Source organism: Pseudoalteromonas sp. MQS005, assembly GCF_001661605.1.
Taxonomy (GTDB): Bacteria; Pseudomonadota; Gammaproteobacteria; order Enterobacterales; family Alteromonadaceae; genus Pseudoalteromonas; species Pseudoalteromonas tetraodonis.
On record NZ_LYRQ01000048.1, the window covers coordinates 1 to 20,499 of the forward strand.

The following is a 20,499-nucleotide window of genomic DNA, read 5'->3' on the forward strand; positions in this document are numbered from 1 at the left end:
TAGATAATATAAATAAAATGTATACCCCCCTATTTAACCCGCAACCAAGTATTGTAAAAACCCAAACTACCTCAAACGCCAACTGACGCTCGCATCTTGAAATAGTTTGGGTATAGTTATGGCAAATTATAAAAATATTCTACAAGGTTAAATAAACATGACGGCTGTACTACTCATTGTTGCCTTTGGCTACATAGGCGTGCTGTTTTGGCTGGCTAATTGGGGGGATAAAACCACGCCACTTGCCAAGCGTATTAGTCATCACCCGTTTGTGTATTCATTTGCACTAGGTATTTATTGCACTTCATGGACTTACTACGGCTCAGTAGGCACAGCAGCGACCAGCAGCTGGAGTTTTTTACCTATATTGTTAGGCCCCGCTTTATTGTTTTTTTTCGGTCAAGGCTTTTTACGTAAACTGGTACTGGTGAGTAAAAAACAAAATATCACCACTATTGCCGACTTTATTTCAGCCCGCTATGGTAAGCGTCAAACCACCGCCATTATGGTGACAATAATCGCCTTATTGGCCACCATTCCGTACATTGCATTGCAATTAAAAGCACTCAGCTCTAGCTTTTTACTCCTACAAAACAGCAATCAGATATCAGGGGATATTTTAGCGCTATCGGCCACGTTAATGATGGCGCTATTTGCTATATTTTTTGGTACGCGCAAAGTTGATGTAACCGAATACCGTTCAGGTTTAATGCTCGCTGTGGCGTTTGAATCTCTAGTTAAACTGTTTGCCTTAGCCGCCGTTGCAGGGCTTGCGATATACAGCTTATTTAATTTACCTACCCAAAGTAGCAGTCAAGTTGCCGAGTCTATTTGGATGCACTGGACACACTTTGACTTTTTTAGTTTTAATTTTATCGGCCAGTCACTTATGGCAGCAGCGGCTATTATTTGTTTGCCACGCCAATTTCATGTAACCGTGGTCGATAACCAAGATAAGCGCCATTTATTCACTGCGCGTTGGGCCTTCCCACTGTATTTATTACTAACAGCAGCAATGATTTTACCTATTGCCACCGCTGCGATTCACCCAGAAATAGGCCGCAGCTTATCACCAGACAGCTTTGTACTTGCCTTACCTATGCTGCACAATAATGCTTTTTTAACTACGTTTGTGTTTATTGGGGGGCTTTCAGCAGCTACAGCCATGATTGTTGTAGCCACATTAACGTTAAGTACCATGATCTCAAATGATGTGGTACTGCCGTTAATGTTACGTCGTAAATTTAAACGTAACTTAATTACCAGCAGCTATAAATCACGTATTTTACTAGTGCGTCGATTTACCATTGCCGGAGTACTTATTTTAGCTTACTTCTATCAGCAATGGTTTGGAAATGGCAGTGCACTGGCTAGTATGGGATTGGTTGCTTTTTCATTGGTATCGCAACTATTGCCTGCCATTGTGGGTGGTTTATATTGGCGAAAAGGCCATGCCTATGGGGTTTATGCTGGACTACTCGCCGGCGTGATATGTTGGGTGCTGTTTTTAATGTTGCCTATTTTAGATGCCCCCAACCCACTAGACAGTGAGTTACAACAAACCCTAATAACGCGCGGTACACTTATCGCTTTGTTTGCTAATATTGGCTGTTACATTAGTTTTTCGCTAGGGGCTGAAGAGCGCTTAATCGACAAAATTCAAGCGGCTGCTTTTGTTAATCCTAAAGATCAGGCTATTTTATCGCGTCGATTAAATAAAAATGTAAAAGCCACGGTATACGACTTCAAAATACTGCTACAGACCTTTTTAGGCATTCAACGTAGCCAGCAAGTATTATCACACTATGCGCTTCATCACGACTTAAACGACAACAATGCGCACCCTCGCGCTGACTTTATTGCTTACTGCGAACGTGCGCTTACTGGGGTATTAGGTGCCTCGTCGGCGCAAGCACTTATTCATACCGTATCATCGGGCAAACGCATGGCGTTTGAAGAGGTGGTAAACTTTTTTGATGAAACCACACAAGCACTGCAGTTTAATCAAAACTTATTGTTTACCTCGTTAGAGAACTTAAGCCATGGCCTATCCGTTGTTGATAAAGACCTAAACCTCGTGGCTTGGAATAAGCGCTACAGTGAAATGTTTAACTACCCCGAGGGCTTTTTACAAGTTGGCCAACCTATTGAGGAAATAATCCGGTATAACGCAGAGCGCGGTGAATGTGGCCCAGGTGAAATTGACCGTCATGTTGATAAGCGAGTTCAGCATTTAAAAAATGGTAGTTCACATCACTTTATTCGCCATCGTCGAAACGGCCAAGTGTATGAAATGATCGGTAACCCACTTCCTGATGGCGGATTTGTAACCAGTTTTTCTGATATTACTACTCACATTAGTACTCAAAATGCGCTAGAAGAAATTAATATGGACTTAGAAAACCGTATTGAAGCGCGCACCCAAGAAGTACAAACGATTAATAGTAATCTACAAGCACAAATAGATAGCCGCGTACAAACCGAGCAAGCACTTACTTTAGCCAAGCGTGAGGCAGAACAAGCTAATGATAGTAAAACTCGCTTTTTAGCATTGGCCAGTCACGATATTTTACAGCCATTAAATGCTGCACGTTTATACCTTGCCGCGATTGACGAAACACAACTAGACACCACGAATAAAAATAATTTTAATAAGCTTGGCGACAGTTTAGATTCAACTGTGCATTTAATGTCGGCCTTACTCGAAATTGCAAAATTAGAACAAGGCGCAATGACCCCAAGCCCACGTCACTTTTGTATTGACGATATTTTAGACCCTCTCAAAAGTGAATATGCCATTTTATCAAGCGATAAAGGACTGTCATTTACAGTGCGCTCAAATAAGCAAATAGTGCATAGTGACATTACCTACTTGCGCCGAATACTACAAAACTTGCTGTCTAATGCGATTAAATACACCGAAAATGGCCGAGTGCTAATTGCCTGCAGAAATCGTAAACACAGTTTACGAATAGAAGTATGGGATACAGGCCCGGGCATTAGCGATATTGAACAGGCAAAAATATTTAACGACTTTTACCGAATTGAAGCGGGCGACAATAAAGGCGTAGGCCTTGGTCTAGGGGTAGTTAAACGTATGGCTGATTTACTGAGCCTGCCGATTGATGTGGTTTCTTTACCTAATAAAGGCAGTCGATTTAGTATAGAAGTGCCTTATGGTGATGCGCAATTAGTGCAACAAAAACAAACAAATCAAAATATCGTAGACAACCGCGCTGCGATTAATATTATTGCCGTTGACGACGATCCTGAAAACTTAGCCGCGATGGCCAGCTTATTGAAAAAATGGCGGGCAAATTACACCTTATTCGACAAAGTTGATGCTGTGTTAGCGTATGCTAAAGCGCATGCAGCGCCCGATGTTATTTTAATGGATTATCAATTAGGTAATGATTGGGATGGCATTACTTTAATTAAAACACTGCGAGAGACTTGGCAAAGCGACATTCCGGCAATTTTAATTACCGCGGTGCGTGACACCGAGCTAAAACAAACAACCAAAGCTGAAAATATTCATTACCTAAGTAAACCAGTAAAACCAGGTAAACTTAAGGCCCTGCTTAATCATAGTACTTAACCCCCAATAAACGCTTAAGCCCAGTAAAATACTGGGCTTAAAGCTATGCTTAATTGCTATAATTACGCTTTCTTAGTTTTTGGAACAACCAACTAAGCCCGACTAACGAAAGCCCTAAGCCAATAAACGATAATGCCTTTAAAAGCCCAGTTAAATTAGCCATATCAATTAAAAATACTTTAACGATTACCGCACCAAGAATCCCCAAACCGACATTTTGTAATAACCGCAGCTGTTTTAAATGTCCGGCGATCACCACCAATGCGCCAAGTAATAACCAAATAACCGAATAGCTATATAGCTCGGCGTCACTGGTTGCCTTATCAAGGTAAATAAAGCCGCCTTGCCAATATTGGCGGATCAAGGTGTTGATAGCTAATACCGCTAATAAACCAGACACACCGAGTGTAATTTGACTCAATTTAGCATTTAACGATTTAACTAAACTCGCTAACCATAACGCCAGCAGGCTCGGGACGAACCAGATTAAAAGCACCCAGTTAAATATTGGCGTTTCACCAACATAAAGACGCATTAATAACGGATTATCATCCAACGTTGTATTGATTAATAATAAGCCAGCTAACGCTGATAAAATCAAACCTGCAGTGCGGTATAACTTACCCAGCTGCCCTGCACTTTGCGCGCGATATAAATAAACGCAGCCTAAAGCAAGCAAGTTACAGCTGAGCAAAACTTGCTCATAAAAACTTAAAGAAAACAACTGAGGGTAGTGCCCTACCAGTTGATAACTGGTTTCGGTTGTCACAAATAACGCTAAACAATGCAGTGCTGCCCCCTCTAACCATATTTTTAGTTTTGAAGTATTAAAACATTTAGCCGCTGCAAAAAATAACCCAATACACAGCGGGTAAACAACTAAGCTCCAATGCAAACCAAAGATAGTTAGAGAATCATAGCTAGGCGTCCACGGCGATAAGGTAAGGCGTAAAAGTAATGCCGCCACAAGGGCTTTTATTGGCCAGTGTGGCATAGCCACACTGTATTTTTTTATTAATAAGCTCAGCAGTAATACTTGAACAGCCAGTGCAATGGTAAGGCCGCTATCGCTCAGTAGCATAGTAATTGCTAAAGTGATATTGGCGTTTGCTCCCACCCAATAACTAAAACGCTGCCATAAGGTTGTATTATTTTGCGTAAATTTAATTAACACCGCACTCATTAAACATAACAATACCGCCCAAAGTGGATAAGCGGTTGCTAAAGCCGTATTTGGGATCATCGCATACAAAGTGCCAACTAATGCAAACACACTTAATGAAGCAAGCAAATGAAAAGCTAATCGTTTTGAGTATTTATTACCAAAATAGAGTCCATAGCCACTTAACCCCAGAGCAAGTAATAAGCCTAGCCCATATTCGTTTTTAAAAATAAATAACGCATCATCAAAGGCATAAGTTTGTTTAGCACTGATCACTAGTAACAGCGCAATCACTAAAGAAACCCCTTGCCATGCATCCCAACGACTATTTTTTAACACTAAAAATAGTAACAAAGCGATGCTTAACAACGCCACGATTTGCCATTGTAAATTAAACAAACTCAATAGCATGGCAATCATTAAAGGCGCCATAAAGGCCAGTAATAATCCGTGATCTGGAAATAAGTTAACTAATCGTTTGAAGCTGTGCGGGCGCACTTCAAGGGTATTAAAGCCCAAACCTAAACGTGCAATAGCGATTAAGCCTAAAATACTTAGTAACGCATAAGCGCCTATTAACCACACTGTGTCGTAGTTAAATAGAGTGAGTCCAACCAAGTACCAGCCTATATGCCCTACCCATAGTAAATACCACAACCACACTCGCTGTACTTTATGTGCCACAACCGCTGCGGCAACACTCACAAGTGCAACATAAATAAGTAAAGAAAATAACTGACCACTGCCCGTATTTACCCAAATAGGAACACTGTATGCGCCTATAATGCCAATTACAGCAAGTAAAGGACCTAACTTAATCGCCATTGCACTGGCGCAAAGAGCAATCACTGCTAAGCCAATAAATGCCCACTCAGCACTTAGCATGGTAAAGCTGTTATAGGCCAAAAACATTAAGGCAAAGCAAGTCATAAAGCCGCCACTGGCAAGGGCTGCAGGAATGTAATTATTAAAGCCTTCAAAAACAATACGTTTATAATGTAAATAATACGCTGCTGCGATTAAGCCAATGCCAAATAATCCACCGGCACTGAGCCTCATTGCAGGTGAAAGTAGCCCCGCCTCTAAACTATATTTGGCTAAAAACACGCCACCTAAAGCCAAAGCAATAGCACCAATCCAGGTCATCCAGTTTTGTTCAAAGCCTGCACGTAATTGTTTAAAAAGCAGTTCAATACTCGATGGCTTTTTAATTGCTACTTTAGGTAGTGGCGTATGTTTAATGCTCGCAGGTTTATAAACAGAGGCAGGAATGTCTGCGCGGTTTAAAGATTTTGCGTTATCTGGTTGTGTGTTTACAGGGGATTCGCTAGGGACTGTATTTGGGTTTAACTCATACTGTGATAGCTTGAATTTTAATACTGCAATCTCTTGTTTTAAGCCGTTTAATTGCACTAAGGCAACTAAACCACATACGCCTCCTGCAACAATCGCAATAGATATAATGATTGCTAATCCGATTAACTCATCCATACAGTCCCTTTTTTATTTTACAAAACAAGTACCCAAAAAAATTACAAACAAAGCTTATACCATAAAATTACGATGTTTAAGCAACCTCAAGGCGATCACGGCCTGCTTTTTTAGCGCGGTATAATGCTTGATCAGCACGTTTCATTACATTATCAAAGGTCTGGTCGCTTGTACGATGTGCAATACCGATACTGACCGTTAAAGAACGCTGATTTTGTACTGTAATAGTACGAGCCGTCTCTAGAATAGTCTGCGAAAAGTTAAGTACTTCATCAAGCTCATAACTAGGCAGGTAAGCGGCAAACTCCTCACCACCTATACGAGCAAAAATATTTTCATCTTTAAAAAGACGGTTCACTTTATCAGCAAACTGTTTAAGCACCTTATCGCCCACATCGTGGCCATAATCGTCATTAATACGTTTAAAGTGGTCGAGATCTATAATTAAAACAGTGTAAGGATTATTAACAACCCCCTTCACATGCTGATAAAAGCAGCGACGGTTATACACTTTGGTTAAATCATCCATAATAAACTCTTGCGCTAACCGGTTGTGCATTCGCTGCATAAAGTGCATGGTTTTAAATAAACCATAAGCGGTAATTAGCATACCTAATGTGCGACATAAGTCTTCTACGTAATTGCTTATCCAAAAAGGCTGACGTATTACTTCATCAAGCACATCGGCAGTAGAGCCTACAATCCATAGCATTAAACCGATACTGACATATAAATACGCTTTTTTAGCTAACCGTGAACATTGCACTACAAAAAAAATAGCAAAAATCACCACTAAATTAATAAAGTCAGTGGTAAAGCCATAGAGGTTTTGGGTTATGTCTAATGGGGGAAAGTACATCAACGAAAAAATTGAGAAAGCGATAATAAACGCCAGCGTCATCAAAATTAACAGCTTATTTAATCTGGTAATTTTAACAAAATGGCTTAACTTTAAACTCACTTTTTCCGGGTTCATCATAGGCGATATTTACATTATTTTTATAATTACTATTAAAAACTATACCACAAATTATAAAACGGATTGATTTATATTAGTGTGCTAACAACCCAGCCAATAGCAACTAAAATAGTTAACCCAATCATGGTTTTAGTTTTATGTTTACTGATAAGTCGCTCAGCTTGATTGCCTGCATAATATACCACTAACGCTAATCCAAAATAGCGTATAGAGCGCGCAATCGCAGATGCCACTAAAAACAGTGCCAGCGAATACTTAGTTGCACCAGCGGCCAACATCGCAATTTGAAACGGAATAGGCACAATACCTAAGCTTAATACAAACCAAAAACCTTGTGCCTGCATTTTTTGCTTAACGTTTTCAAACTGTTCAGGACTAGAAAAGGTATTAATGATCCAATCGCCCACTACATCAAATAAATAATAACCCAACGCATAACCAAACAACGCCCCAATAACACAGCCGATTGTGGCCATAAGGGCAATTTGCCACAGTTTTTCACGCCTTGCCTGCATTAAGGGCACCAGTACTGCTTCAAGTGGAATGGGCACTATGGTGGATTCTAAAAATGAGGCAAACGTAATACCGCTGAGCATATTTTTAGACTCAATAAACTGACGTGTTTTTTGCTTGAGCTTTTTTTGTATAGCCATTAAACATCCTTTTAACTACTGAGATTAATATTTTTAGCGGGTACTGGCATCATCGCACAGTTAGGTTAATCTAACCTGAAAATATAACGCCTTATTATTTATAGATTTAACATTGGCAAAATAGTAATACTTCCCAGAGTACTTTATTATTGCTCAATGCCATTATACTTTTCTGACAATTATTAATTATGCAAACTGCGCGTTTTATTCCTTTTAGAAAGCAAGATATCATAGGCATGTGCAGCCAAGAGCTTGCCGATAGTGCACAACAAACCTCTTTCAAACAGTTTTGCGACGTGCTCGCCAGCCTGATTCATTATAATTACCACTCAACCCTTGAGTCACTAAAAAACAATTACGCACCGTTCGATCCTAATAGCGACACCCGCTCGTTAGCTCCTGTCTCGAAGGAGCAAAAAGCCCAGTGCCAACGCGATTTTGCTAAAGATTTTGCTAACGTATTAAATGCGGCTAATTTTGAAGTGATCACCAATGAAGACCTCCAAGATGCACTCAACGAAGAATCGCTTTTTAAGGTACGCCTAGAGGTAGAGTTTGACGACTTTGAAGAGGTGGTCTTTTATCGCAGAGGCGAATCGCAACTCACCGAAACCATAACCAGCTTTTGGGGCTTACGTAAAAAGCCACTGCATTTTACCAACTACGACCGCGTAGCGGTATTTATTCGCTTTAAAGATAAAGCCTATTTTGAATCAAAAAATAAACTACCTATGGGGTTTGAGCCAAGTTCTACCATAGTAAAACTATTTCAAAATGTGCCAAAAGCTGACTTAGAAATGCTGTTTCCGAATAGCGAAGTACGGATGCGCCCTATCGATAAAATTATTATTGGCTCGTCAGCTTTAGTGGGGGGTGCCGTAGTGCTTATAACAAAATTAGGTGCATCACTTGTTTTATTATTTGCCCTATTTGCATTTTGGGGAGGCTTTAGAGATTAAGCCGTAGAAATGACCCAACAGCATTTTATTACCTTTGCTATTGGCATGGGGGTATTTGGCAGCTTTATTTTTAAAGAGTGGAGTAAATTTAAAAACCGCAAAATTAAATTTATGAAAGCGCTGAGCGATAATCTCTACTTTAAGAACCTAGATAACAACGCCGGTGTATTCCACACTCTCATTGATGCTGCCGAAGAAGAAGACATTAAAGAAGCCCTGCTTGCTTATACGTTTTTACTAAAATCTAAAAATGGCTTAAGCGCACACGCGCTTGATGAGCAAATAGAGGCGTGGTTTAAAACTAAGTATCAATGCGAGCTAGATTTTGAAATTAGCGATGCCCTTGAAAAACTTGAACGTATGCATTTAGTAACCTGCACAAACACCCTATATAACGCGATAAATCTAGAGCACGCAAAAGCCATATTAGATGAACGCTGGGATAACCTGTTTCAATATAATTAAACTGCACGCTTTACTTAATAACAACGAAAAAGCAGCTGACACTTCAGCTGCTTTTTACGTTATTACCTAATTAGTAATTAGCTAGGGTCTGTTGATCTTTCAAGGTTGAATTTGCAGCAGTTTGTTTGGTATTTAGGCAAGGCGGAGCCTATGTGGTGTGGTTATTCCCCATAAATAGGCGATAACGTAGCATCAATGCCAAACAGGCGCTGCCCTAAGGGTTCTGCCTAGGGGCGATTTACTCTTTGTTGCTCGGTTTTTACTTAGCCCACTAGGTTACAAACCTCGCGCCGCGATTAAACAGCCCCTAGTTTGAACAAATTTTAATCCGCAAAGATCAACAGACCCTAAGCTGTTTGCGGCTTTTTAAATTTTGTATGCACTAACTTATAAAGTGCTGGCAAAATTAATAGCGTTAGTAAGGTAGATGACATAATACCGCCTACAACCACGGTTGCTAATGGCCTTTGCACCTCAGAGCCGGTACCGGTATTGAGCGCCATCGGTATAAAGCCTAAACTTGCCACAAGCGCGGTCATCAGCACGGGGCGTAATCGCTGTAATGCGCCGCTGTGTATTGCATGGTATAAACTTAACCCTTCGTTTCGTAACTGCTTAATAAACGACAACATCACTACACCGTTTAATACCGCAACACCACTTAGGGCAATAAACCCCACACCCGCTGAAATAGAAAGCGGCATATCGCGTAGCAATAACGCCAATACCCCACCGGTCAGTGCCAGAGGTACACCGCTGAATATAATGAGTGAATCACGCAGCGAGCCAAAAGCACTATAAAGTAAGCCAAAAATAAGCAATAAAGTCACAGGCACAACCAACGACAAACGTTTACTCGCCGATTGTAATTGCTCAAACGTACCGCCGTATTCAAGCCAGTAACCGCTAGGTAGGTTAAGTTGTGCGTTCATTTTCGCTTGGGCATCACTGACAAAGCTTGCTAAATCGCGCCCCGCTACATTGGCCGTTACTACCACATTACGCTTACCACTTTCGCGGTTTATTTGATTCGGCCCTTTTTCAATGCTGATTGTAGCCACTTCTCCAAGCGGTACAAATGCAAGCTCAGGGTTACTACTTTGAGGTAATGCAATAGGTAAACGCGCAAGCGCAGAGACATCATCAGACCAACGCTTATCTAAGCGTACTAGTAACGAAAAGCGCTTATCACCCTCATAAATGAGCCCTGTTTGCACCCCACCAACGGCAGCGGCAAGCGTTTGTTGAATGTCGTTTACAGTTAATCCTAATAACGCCATGTGGTCTCGCATTGGAGTAACAGAAAGTGTAGGCAGCCCCTGTATTTGTTCTAAACGAACATCAGTAGCACCGGTAATATTTCGCATTAAACCAGTGGCTTTTTCGCCAAACTGCTTAAGTATGGCTAAATCGTCACCATAAATACGCAGCGCTACATCGGCACGCACACCAGCAATTAACTCGTTAAAGCGCATTTCTATAGGCTGGGTAAATTCATAGTTATTACCCGGTACCTCATTCACGCGATGACGAATTTGCTGCACTAACGCGTCTTTACTCAGTGATGGGTTTGGCCATTGCTCGGACGGCTTTAACATTAAAAAGGTGTCGGCAACATTTGGCGGCATAGGATCGCTGGCTACATCCGCAGTACCAATCTTCGAAAATACGTTCGCAATTTCGGGTTGTGCTAATAAAGCCTGCTCCAACTGCTTTTGCATTTGCACCGATTGTTCAATACCGGTGCCAGTAATACGCAGCGCATGCATTGCAATATCACCTTCATCTAGCTGGGGTAAAAATTCGGCGCCCATATTTTTAACTTTAAAGCCAAGTACTAGTACTAAAACCGTGGCAATGCTCACCATCACCCACGGTAATTTAAGCGATAAGTTAAGCAGTGGCTTGTAGATTTTTTTAACACCACGCATTACTGCATTTTCGCTTTCATCTACTTTACCACGCACAAATACGGCAATTGCCGCCGGCACAAAGGTAACAGCAAAAATAAGTGCACCTATTAACGCAGCAATAACAGTAAACGCCATAGGCTGAAACATTTTGCCCTCAACACCACTGAGCGCAAATAGCGGTAAATACACCAACATAATAATTAAAATACCAAATACGGCGGGGCTAAACACTTCTTTGGTGGCTGAAGTGACAACCTTTAAACGCTCACTGAGTGTAAGTAAGCGCCCATGTTTATGTTGAGCCATCCCTAATTGACGAAGGCAGTTTTCAACCACAATCACCGCGCCATCTACAATTAATCCAAAATCGATTGCGCCTAAGCTCATTAAGTTACCCGAGACTCGATTGCCCACCATACCAGTAATAGCAAATAGCATACTCAGCGGAATAACCATCGCGGTAATAAGCGCACCAGTGATGTTCCCGAGCAATAACAGTAAAATGACGATAACTAATACCGCCCCTTCAAACAGATTTTTTTGAACTGTGGCAATGGTTTTATCAACCAGGTTGGTACGGTCATAGACAGGCTCAACGATAACCCCTGCAGGTAAGCTTTTTTGTACCTCTATCAACTTATCAGCCATGGCTTTGGCGACCACACGGCTGTTTTCACCTATTAGCATCATTGCCGTGCCTAGTACGGTTTCTTCGCCATTATAGGTAGCCGCGCCGGTTCTGAGCTCTTTTCCTAAATACACATTTGCCACGTCTTTAATTCGCACAGGAGCATCATCACGCTTGGCAATAACGGTGTTTGCTATATCGGCTAAGGTTTTTAATTGCCCAGGCGAGCGCACTAAATATTGGCCGTCAAAGCGCTCTATATAACCAGCGCCACGGTTGCTGTTATTAAGCTCAAGTGCACTAATAACATCCTTGATTGTTAGCTTATAAGCGATGAGCTTTTCTGGCATGGGCGCAACCTGGTATTGGCGCTCAAAGCCACCTTGGCTGTTTATTTCGGTTACGCCTTTTACTTTTAAAAGCTGCGGACGAATAACCCAGTCTTGCAAAGTACGTAAGTCTTCGGCGTTATACGCCGTACCATCACTTTTTAACGCATCGGGTTTTGCATGCACGCTATAGGTAAATATTTCACCTAAACCACTGGCAATAGGTCCAAGGTTTGGCTCAATATTATTAGGTAAATCGGCGCGAATACTTTGAATACGTTCACCAATTTGCTGACGCGCCCAATAAATATCGGTGCCTTCATCAAAAATAACAGTTACTTGAGAAAGCCCATAGCGAGAAAGCGAACGGGTGTAATCAAGCTTAGGAATACCCGCCATCACCGTTTCGACTAAGTAAGTGATACGCTGTTCGACTTCAAGCGGGGTAAAACCAGGCGCTTTAGTATTAATTTGCACTTGCACGTTGGTAATATCGGGGACAGCATCTACCGCTAAGTTTTGGATGTTATACACACCAAACCCAGCAAATAAAAATGTTAGCGCAAGCACCATCATGCGGCGTTTAACCGCAAAAGAAACAATCCAGTTAATCATGGTACCTCCTAGTGAGCGTGACTTGCGCCGCTTTTTAAAATATCGGCTTTGATCACATAGCTATTGGCAGTGACGTACTCGCTACCTGGGCTTAAACCCGCGATGACTTCAACCCACTCGCTATTTTTTGCGCCTAAAGTAACCGGGCGTACTTCAAACACATTATTTTTACGCACAAACACACTCGCCATGCCGTTAAACTCTTGTATAGCCTCAGGCTTTATACGCACGCGGGCATTGACTTTATCGATACTGACATCACTATTAACATGCATACCCGGACGCCAATGACCATCAGGGTTATTAAGCGCTATACGGGCACGTGCAATGTGCCCGCCGGTCATCATAGGCGCTATAAAAAACACCTTACCTTGGGCATTTAAATGATGGTGTAAATCGTACACCGTGGCGCTTTGACCAATGGCTAGGTTTTCAATATTTTCAGGAAAGGCTGAGAGCTCAACCCATACTTTATCAAGGTTCACGACTTGCATAAGCGCGCGAGTACTTGTCAGTTCGCCACGCTTTAAGTACTGCTCGGTTACTACACCACTAATGGGGCTTTTAATACTGTAGTTTTGCAAAGTTTCACGGTTGGTGACACTGGCCAGTACCTCACCTTTTTTAACGTTTTGACCAATGCTGACAAAAATATCGCTGATCAATCCGGTATATGGCGCCATCACTTCTACTGTGCCGTGCTGCGTCGGTGCAATAACACCAAAAAGCGTGTCATAAATATCAACTTCGCCACTTTGTGCTATCTGCGTTTTAATACCCGCACTTTTAATCGCTCGCTCACTAAGCATAGTGCGACCTTCGTGTTGGGTGTACTCAAAAATAACGCGTTCACCTTTATAATTGGCAGTAATAAAAAGCGCAAACGAATGTGGCTCATTTATGGGTTGCGTGCTAACAAGGTACTCATTCTCACGCGTAAATTGTATTTTTTGCGGCGCTTCTACTAATCGTTTTAAGTTCATTTCGATGCTTAAATCGTTTATATCTACCGGCTGATTTTGCTCATAACCATATACGCGCAGCTCAACTTTACCTGCAAACTCTTGCAGCTTTAACTCAAGGGTTAGCTTTGCGTTGGTTAATAAAAAGCCGCCATGGGCGCCTTGTTTTTGGGGTTGCTGCGTTTGCCCATGCTCTGCTGAGGCAAATGCATGTGTGCTTATAAGGCTCGTTGTAAACGAAAGTGATACTAATAATGCGATAAAAGTGTTGTTCATGATTGAAAAGTCTCAATTAAAGATTGGCCAGTTAAACGCTCAAGGGTAAGGTGCGTTTGATATAGCGCTGCATAGGTATTGATAAGTGCGCGTTTAGAGTCAAATAGAGCTTGTTGGGCATCGAGCAATTGCAACACCGAAATTTGTCCCCGTTGATAGCTTTTTAAACTTTGCTCAATGAGTGTTTGGGCTTGTGGAATAACCTGCCCTGATAACAACTGCGCCTGTAACGTTTTGCCTTGGTAATAGGCGTACAAGGTACGAACTTGTTGGCGTAACTGAACCCGTAATTGCCCTTGCTGCTTGCTTAGCAATGCCAACTGACTGTTAGCCGCTTCAATGTTACCGCTATTTGAGTTACTCAATTGCAACGGCATAGAAAAAGAAAACAGCAACGAACTGGTATCGCTTTGCTGATTGTAGCGCAGGCCAGCGCCTACATTAATATCGCTTTGCCCGTTAGCTTTTTGCAGCGTTAAGTTGGCCGCTTGCTGTAAGTATTGTTGCTGTAATACCGCAAACTCAGGCGCTTGGTTAACCGCATTGAGTAACGCTTGCTCAGATTTAAGCGGTATTAAGGTAGTCATATTCCCCGCTAAATTAGTGTAGCCATGTTGCTCATTCCACAGCTCATTGAGCGATAAGCGCGCTCGCTCAAATTCGCTATTTAGCTTAGCTTTCTCAAGCTCAACTTGGCTTAGCGCATAACGCATACGGGTTACATCGGCTTGCGATACAGCGCCAGCGTTAGCCCGTTGCTTTATTGCTTTGAGAGCTTGGCTCACCACGTGTTGTCGTTCGCTGTTAAGCGTAAGTAAGGTTTGAAATTTAAGCGCCTCGTAATATCGCTCACCAGTGGTTGCTAATAAAGCTAACCGAGTATTTTGATATTGTATTGCTTGGGCTTTAATGTTCGCCGTTGCGTAATTTATGCGGCTTTGGCGTTTATCTCCAAGCTCTATAAGCTGGCTAAATGCCAAGGTTATTTCAGCCCCTTGCACACCACGCGCATCGTTTGTTCCTAAGAGGTTTTCGGCTTCTACATTTATTACAGGGTTAGGCGAAAGCGCCGCTTGAGATTTAAGCGCGCTGAGTATTTTTTGATGATAAGGATAGCGTTTTAATAGCGGATTTTGTTGCTCGGTATTTATCAACGCTTGTTTTAGAGTTAGTGTTTTAACATTTGCAAACGCACTAAAAGCAGGTAGCGCGCACAGCATCACCACCAGCATAATTGGTTTTTTATTCATATAGCTTGTCCGTTTTTTAATAAACAGAGTTCACTTGCAAACCATTCACAACCTACGCTAAAAACAGCGACAGTGTAAAATAGTTAGCAATTTAAACATGCCTATAAAAGCCCATAGAACGCTTACGCGCAGGCAGCTAAAAGCACAATAATTAATTGAAATTAAATTAAAAACTAGCTAAATGAATTCGGTGGGGGTACATCAGGTGGATAATTTAAACCATGGTAATACACAAGTACTGAGGGTTTACTTTGTTGAGGAATAATAGCGTGACTAAGTGTGCTGTAATAGCCACAGTGACAATGTTGGTGTGCATGAATCTCAACCGGTGGCTGATTATCGCTTTGTCCTTGATCATTATCAGCGGTTATAGTGTTTTGTGATAATGCGTTACTTACATGCTCAACGTCTTCTTGTAAATGGTATGCAGCGCCATCACAACTTATAAAGCTGTGCACAAGCACGAGTAACATGACCATTAACAAACGATTTGAACGCATAATTTAGCTATCTTCTCAGCCTAAAATTGACTTAAATAAACCTAACCAATTGAAGCCACATAGTATATTAGCGGCAAACGACAATAAAGGGCTTTTTATCAATTAATGGCGCCAATTGCGTTTACTGAGGTTAACTATAAAACAAAAAACCACCGGCTTTAATAGCCAGTGGTTTTTTAAAATTAACGCTTAAGCAACCGCGTGTTCTAAAATTTCACGGCTTTCTTTTAGCGTAATCGCTTGGTTTTCACCAAGGGCAACCATGCCATGTGCTTCTAGTTTGCCAATAATATTATCAATGGCAGCCGCTTTATCATCACCATGTTCAGTTAGCTGTGTTGCAACCTCAAGGCTGTGGTAAAACGCTTCAATCGCTTGAATTGTTTGCTCCGCTAAATCGTCTGTTTGCTCAAGGCCAAATACGTTTTTACCCATTTGCTCTAGTTTCGCTTTTTTAACTGCAAATTGATTGCGCAGTAAAGAAGGCTGAACAATAGCAAGCGAACGCGCATGGTCAACACCATAGGCAGCAGTAAGCTCATGACCAATCATGTGGGTTGCCCAATCTTGCGATACGCCAGAACCAATTAAGCCATTAAGTGCTTGGTTAGCTGCCCACATAAGGTTTGCACGCCATGCATCGTCTTGGTTTTCAAAGTTATCGCCCAGTGTTTTGAGCGTTTTTAACAGTGCCTCTGCGTATCCCTCTTGTACCAATGCGCCTTCAGGGAACGTAAGGTATTGCTCACAAGTATGCACCCACGCATCAACTAAGCCATTTACAAGCTGGCGCTGTGGTAATGTTTTCATTACATCAGGATCCATAATCGCAAATTTAGGCAGTACCTCTGGTGAAGCAAACGGCAATTTTTGCTTAGTCGCTTCTTTGCTTACCACTGAGTTTTGATTAGATTCAGAACCTGTAGCTGGTAGCGTTAATACGGCACCAATTGGTAATGCGCTAGTAATTGTATGCTTACCAGTAGGAATGTCCCAACCTTCGCCGTCGTATACTGCAGAAGCCGCAATGTATTTAACGCCGTCTATTACAGAGCCGCCGCCGACACCTAATACAAAGTCGATATCTTGTTCTTTACAAATTTTAACCGCTTGGTCAAGTACTTCAATTGTTGGGTTAGCACCCACGCCCGAGAATTCTACCCAATCAAAACCTTCAAGTGCAGCAGCAACTTGGTCATACACGCCGTTCTTTTTAATTGAGCCGCCGCCATAAACAACTAATACTTTTTGATCTTTTGCGATCAAGTCGCTAAGTGCGGCAATTTGCTGTTGGCCAAATTGGATGAGAGTGGGATTTACGTAGCTAAATTTCATTATTTTGCTCCTAGGTGACGGTTAATTTCATAATGCTTTACTTAGTCACATATCAAGTAAAGCTTTGATGGATGCATATTAGTAGCAAAGTTAATATATAAAAAGCCCAATAACTGCCTAAAGCTTGCCTAAAACTACCAGCACTGTTATTTTACGCCAAAATATTTTAATTACAGATACTTTTATGCCCATCATAGCCAAAATGTTGCAACAATACGCCGAGCACAATAATTTACTAAGCTTTGAGGGCACCATGGAAACAATTATTTCTGGGGTGTATTTTCATCGCGCTACCAAAAGTTCACCGCGCCAGCCGCTTATTTATAATTCAGGCATAATCGTGGTTGGCCAAGGCCATAAAATAATTCATTTCCCAGAACATCAAATAAAATACGGCGAAGGTGATTACTTGGTACTAGGTGTACCGGTCCCTTTAGAGTGTGAAGCGTTTACCGATAATGACTTACCGGTTATGGGCATAGCTATAGATATAAACCCTGTCATGTTGCACAAACTGGTTAATCAGATGATGCAGCACCAGCCTTTATCTGTCTCCAGCGCGAACATTGGCGCAGTACAATCAGCAAAGCTAGACTGCGCAATGGAGCAGGTGACATGTAGGTTACTAACGGTTTTGAATAATCCACTTGAGGCTGAGGTATTCGGCGAAGATATAGTAAAAGAGCTAGTGTATCGTGTCCTTTGCGGCCCCCAAGGGAATACTTTAATAGGCCTAGCTATGCATGATGGCCATTATGCGCGTATAGCTCGTACACTAGCAACGATGCATCAGGACTATGCAAACCCTATTACTGTTGAAGATTTAGCAGAAGAGGTAAATATGAGCGTATCCTCTTTTCATCGCGCATTTAGACAGGTAACGTTTGAATCTCCCTTACAATACTTAAAAAAAGTACGTTTAGCTAAAGCAAAAGAGTTAATTACCACAGCGGGCAGCAAAGCAAATGAAGCTGCTTTTAAGGTAGGTTACACCAGTGCATCACAGTTTAGCCGTGAGTTTAAACGCCACTTTAATAAAACTCCGAGTGAAATACAGTTATAAAAATAAGATTTACCCATTCATGCGCTATATCAAACTTTATTATTAATTTTTACTAGCAAAGATAACACGCTTTGTTAATATAGGGTAACTGCCATTTTTATAACCCTACTATGCTCAATAACACCGTAACAATAAGGAAGCACTTACATACAACCACCTCCTTATGTGTTAAATTTTGCGGTGCTTTATTTTTTATTTTTCTTATCTGCAATACAGCTATTGCAAAAGATAGCTGCAATTTAAAATCTATCACAAACAGTGTATCCATTCCCTTATCGCAAGGTATTGCTGCAGACATAAAACTAGAAAAAGGCATTAACCAATTTGAGTTGGTATGTACGCTAAACCAAAGCGGTGTTTTTACGTTTACTCGCCCTGCACTTGAACGTTTTTCGTGGCAACAAAATAACCAATTAAAAGCCCCTTTAAAAACAAATCAAATGGCTATTTTAATGGAACAAGGCAGCTTTAATGCAAAGCTAACTTTAACCACTACTGCCAGCTATAACCCCCGGTTTACTTGGCTAGACTCACAGCAATTTATTGAAAAGGTGCAATTGTACAATTTAATATTTGGGGTGTTTTATGGATTATGCGCAACGCTTATTTTTTATGCTTTAATAATAGGTTATGGCATTAAAGACGCTATTTTTAAACTGTATGGCATCTATCTTTTTTGTATCGCTAGCTTTATTTTTTTACAAGAAGGCCAGCCCTATTTATTTACCAATGGCTACTTTTCTGCATATATCAGCCACCTTTATACATTAAGCATTGGTTTAACTATAGTCAGTGCTACTTGGTTTATGAGCGCACTATTAGAGCTACCTGAGTATTGGCGCAAATTAAGTTATGCATTAAAAATTACCGCGTTATGTGTACTGACTTTGTGCTTACAAAAAATAGCTTTAGATTTACCCGCTATTACTAATATCACCACAATCGTTACTGGCTATTTGTCACTACTGATTGTGATGACCATTTTTATACTCTCAGCTGTGCAAGCTAAACAAGGCGTTAACGAAGCCAGCTTGGTATTTATTGCCTTAAGCTGTGTATTTATCAGCATGATATTTAGAGTGTTACTAACCGAATACAGTCCTTTTATATAGCGTTATGGGTTTGTGATTGCTTTTACGATTGAATCTCTGCTTCTTGCTATTGCAGTTGGTAGGCGAATTCAACGACTCAGTTATGCTAAAAAACGGGCTGAACAGCACGCTAATTACGATCATCTTTGTCATATTTATAACCGCCGAGGCTGGAGTTTAAAAGCTAATGAGTTATTAAAAAAACATGCTCAACGTGGGGGCGTGTTGTGTTTTTTATATATCGATTTAGACCGATTTAAAGCAATAAATGATACCTACGGCCATGATGTTGGCGATAAAGTACTCTGTACGGTGGCAGAGTCAATTAGTCAGCATATGCGCAGTGAAGACGCAGTTGGCCGCTTAGGCGGAGATGAGTTTGTGGCTATCGCATTATTTACCAGCAAAGATAAAATTAACCAGCGAGTTGCGACCCTTGAACAAAAATTAAATGCGCTTAGCTTAGAACACCAAGGCAACACCATCGCTATTTACGCAAGCGTAGGGCAAATAAACTATAGCGAAGCGCCTAAAAATTTAGATGAGGTTTTAAAAGCCGGTGATGAAGCAATGTATCAAAAAAAGTCATTACGAAAAGCGCAGGCTAAGCAAACCTACACAAGAGAAAACGCCTAAAGTAATCGTTTAGGCGCATAATCATTACTCGCCTTTTTTGAATAAGACTTCTGGGTTTACCATAGTTTTCATTTCTAAAACGTTACCATTTGGATCTTCAATAAAAAACGTTTCTTGCTCAAATTCATCACCTACAAAACGGCGGTAAGGCTTATCTAAATATTCAAGGCCAGCAGCCGCAATCCGAGTTTTTAACGCCTGAAATTCATCTTCAGATAAGTGAATACCAAAATGCGGTACAGCTACTGCGCCCATATCAACATCATGACGCACTGTTGGTAAGCGCTCTGTGCTTTGATGAAGCGTTAACTCGTTACCCCAAAAATCAATGTCTACCCATCGCCCAGCTTCACTATTACCCGTTTTACAACCAAGCACGTCACAATAAAACGCTTTCGCTTTTTCAAGATCACCAGCTGGAATAGCCAAATGCAAACAGTTAGACATAAATTACCTTAGGTTATAACTTTTAATATATGAAATATGCTGCATTATACATAATTTGTAATTTATAGAACATTAATGGCATTATTTTTAGTCATTCATTGCGTACATTTAATTTAAAGCCACGGTTATTTGCTCTTTTGGAAGTCA

General features: G+C 41.1%; 13 protein-coding genes and 1 pseudogene. 5 read left to right on the forward strand and 9 right to left on the reverse strand.

From position 1 onward, the window contains the following. The first annotated feature begins 157 nt into the window (after positions 1 to 157). A complete protein-coding gene (locus tag A9479_RS15100; RefSeq protein ID WP_013465755.1) occupies positions 158 to 3,598 on the forward strand; it encodes a PAS-domain containing protein in 3,441 nt (1,146 codons plus the stop codon). A 49-nt stretch (positions 3,599 to 3,647) separates the two neighbouring features. Here A9479_RS15100 and A9479_RS15105 read toward each other — a convergent pair whose 3' ends face one another. The 3 genes from A9479_RS15105 to A9479_RS15115 all read right to left on the reverse strand — a co-directional run bounded on the left by A9479_RS15105 (position 3,648) and on the right by A9479_RS15115 (position 7,883). Further along, entirely contained in the window at positions 3,648 to 6,251 is a 2,604-nt protein-coding gene (locus tag A9479_RS15105; protein ID WP_064663873.1) for a DUF2339 domain-containing protein, read from the reverse strand. A 76-nt stretch (positions 6,252 to 6,327) separates the two neighbouring features. Next, on the reverse strand, positions 6,328 to 7,227 hold the full coding sequence (locus A9479_RS15110; protein WP_064663874.1) for a GGDEF domain-containing protein: 900 nt from the start codon (positions 7,225 to 7,227) through the stop codon (positions 6,328 to 6,330). A 71-nt stretch (positions 7,228 to 7,298) separates the two neighbouring features. After that, on the reverse strand, positions 7,299 to 7,883 hold the full coding sequence (locus tag A9479_RS15115) for a YqaA family protein (RefSeq protein WP_013465758.1): 585 nt from the start codon (positions 7,881 to 7,883) through the stop codon (positions 7,299 to 7,301). A gap of 188 nt (positions 7,884 to 8,071) precedes the next feature. Here A9479_RS15115 and A9479_RS15120 point away from each other — a divergent pair. Beyond that, positions 8,072 to 9,307, forward strand: a pseudogene (locus A9479_RS15120) (TMEM143 family protein). 347 nt (positions 9,308 to 9,654) lie between these two features. Here the strand turns inward: A9479_RS15120 and A9479_RS15125 are convergent. From A9479_RS15125 to A9479_RS15145, 5 genes are all read right to left on the reverse strand, one after another. Beyond that, positions 9,655 to 12,792: an efflux RND transporter permease subunit gene (locus tag A9479_RS15125; protein ID WP_064663875.1), complete on the reverse strand. Its 3,138-nt coding sequence runs from the start codon at positions 12,790 to 12,792 to the stop codon at positions 9,655 to 9,657. An 8-nt stretch (positions 12,793 to 12,800) separates the two neighbouring features. After that, positions 12,801 to 14,030, reverse strand: coding sequence for an efflux RND transporter periplasmic adaptor subunit (locus A9479_RS15130; protein WP_064663876.1), 1,230 nt, complete (start codon positions 14,028 to 14,030; stop codon positions 12,801 to 12,803). Then, on the reverse strand, positions 14,027 to 15,280 hold the full coding sequence (locus tag A9479_RS15135) for a TolC family protein (RefSeq protein WP_064663877.1): 1,254 nt from the start codon (positions 15,278 to 15,280) through the stop codon (positions 14,027 to 14,029). Before A9479_RS15135 ends, A9479_RS15130 begins: the two co-directional genes overlap by 4 nt. Before the next feature lie 173 nt (positions 15,281 to 15,453). Further along, the gene (locus A9479_RS15140; protein ID WP_013465764.1) at positions 15,454 to 15,780 is read right to left on the reverse strand and encodes a hypothetical protein; all 327 of its coding nucleotides are present in this window, start codon (positions 15,778 to 15,780) and stop codon (positions 15,454 to 15,456) included. 189 nt (positions 15,781 to 15,969) lie between these two features. Continuing rightward, positions 15,970 to 17,115: an iron-containing alcohol dehydrogenase gene (locus A9479_RS15145; RefSeq protein WP_013465765.1), complete on the reverse strand. Its 1,146-nt coding sequence runs from the start codon at positions 17,113 to 17,115 to the stop codon at positions 15,970 to 15,972. Between the two features lie 184 nt (positions 17,116 to 17,299). Between A9479_RS15145 and A9479_RS15150 the strand changes: the two genes are divergently transcribed. From A9479_RS15150 to A9479_RS20140, 3 genes are all read left to right on the forward strand, one after another. After that, positions 17,300 to 18,178 (forward strand): AraC family transcriptional regulator, encoded by an 879-nt coding sequence (locus A9479_RS15150; RefSeq protein WP_064663887.1) that lies wholly within the window; start codon positions 17,300 to 17,302, stop codon positions 18,176 to 18,178. A gap of 110 nt (positions 18,179 to 18,288) precedes the next feature. Next, complete coding sequence (locus tag A9479_RS20135) at positions 18,289 to 19,290, forward strand: 7TM-DISM domain-containing protein (RefSeq protein ID WP_231893581.1); 1,002 nt, start codon at positions 18,289 to 18,291, stop codon at positions 19,288 to 19,290. Positions 19,291 to 19,302: 12 nt separating this feature from the next. Beyond that, a complete protein-coding gene (locus tag A9479_RS20140) occupies positions 19,303 to 19,905 on the forward strand; it encodes a GGDEF domain-containing protein (protein ID WP_231893582.1) in 603 nt (200 codons plus the stop codon). Positions 19,906 to 19,929: 24 nt separating this feature from the next. On the opposite strand, the gene A9479_RS15160 is transcribed toward A9479_RS20140, so the two are convergent. Beyond that, positions 19,930 to 20,352, reverse strand: a complete 423-nt coding sequence (locus tag A9479_RS15160) for a VOC family protein (protein ID WP_024601311.1) — start codon at positions 20,350 to 20,352, stop codon at positions 19,930 to 19,932. Positions 20,353 to 20,499: the final 147 nt, after the last annotated feature.

What these genes read in the sequence shown, in the direction of transcription:
- A9479_RS15100 (WP_013465755.1), top strand. Translation starts at nt 158, where the DNA reads ATGACGGCTGTACTACTCATTGTTGCCTTTGGCTACATAGGCGTGCTG.
- A9479_RS15105 (WP_064663873.1), bottom strand. Translation starts at nt 6,251, where the DNA reads ATGGATGAGTTAATCGGATTAGCAATCATTATATCTATTGCGATTGTT.
- A9479_RS15110 (WP_064663874.1), bottom strand. Translation starts at nt 7,227, where the DNA reads ATGAACCCGGAAAAAGTGAGTTTAAAGTTAAGCCATTTTGTTAAAATT.
- A9479_RS15115 (WP_013465758.1), bottom strand. Translation starts at nt 7,883, where the DNA reads ATGGCTATACAAAAAAAGCTCAAGCAAAAAACACGTCAGTTTATTGAG.
- A9479_RS15125 (WP_064663875.1), bottom strand. Translation starts at nt 12,792, where the DNA reads ATGATTAACTGGATTGTTTCTTTTGCGGTTAAACGCCGCATGATGGTG.
- A9479_RS15130 (WP_064663876.1), bottom strand. Translation starts at nt 14,030, where the DNA reads ATGAACAACACTTTTATCGCATTATTAGTATCACTTTCGTTTACAACG.
- A9479_RS15135 (WP_064663877.1), bottom strand. Translation starts at nt 15,280, where the DNA reads ATGAATAAAAAACCAATTATGCTGGTGGTGATGCTGTGCGCGCTACCT.
- A9479_RS15140 (WP_013465764.1), bottom strand. Translation starts at nt 15,780, where the DNA reads ATGCGTTCAAATCGTTTGTTAATGGTCATGTTACTCGTGCTTGTGCAC.
- A9479_RS15145 (WP_013465765.1), bottom strand. Translation starts at nt 17,115, where the DNA reads ATGAAATTTAGCTACGTAAATCCCACTCTCATCCAATTTGGCCAACAG.
- A9479_RS15150 (WP_064663887.1), top strand. Translation starts at nt 17,300, where the DNA reads ATGCCCATCATAGCCAAAATGTTGCAACAATACGCCGAGCACAATAAT.
- A9479_RS20135 (WP_231893581.1), top strand. Translation starts at nt 18,289, where the DNA reads ATGCTCAATAACACCGTAACAATAAGGAAGCACTTACATACAACCACC.
- A9479_RS15160 (WP_024601311.1), bottom strand. Translation starts at nt 20,352, where the DNA reads ATGTCTAACTGTTTGCATTTGGCTATTCCAGCTGGTGATCTTGAAAAA.